The organism is Paraburkholderia sp. BR10872 (genome assembly GCF_040965835.1).
GTDB lineage: Bacteria > Pseudomonadota > Gammaproteobacteria > Burkholderiales > Burkholderiaceae > Paraburkholderia > Paraburkholderia nodosa_A.
The window spans coordinates 1-255 of sequence record NZ_JBFRCN010000206.1; the positions used below are offsets into that span (position 1 = coordinate 1).

Sequence of the window (255 nt, forward strand, 5' to 3'; positions counted from 1 at the left end):
ACCCGATCAACGGCTACCTGCCGCAGGGCTGGACCGTGGAGCAGTGGCGTGAAGCGCAGAAGGTCGCGCCGGAAAGCATCGTGAAGGTCGCGAAGGAATCGATGGCCCACCAGGTGCGCGCGATGCTCACGCTGCAGGAGCGCGGCGCGGCCACGCTCGACTACGGCAACAACATCCGCCAGATGGCGCTCGAAATGGGCGTGGACAACGCGTTCGATTTCCCGGGCTTCGTGCCGGCATATATCCGTCCGCTGT

General features: G+C 65.1%; 1 pseudogene. It reads left to right on the forward strand.

What is annotated here, in order from left to right:
* Nucleotides 1–255 (forward strand): annotated as a pseudogene (locus tag AB4Y43_RS40705) (urocanate hydratase); the annotation flags it as partial.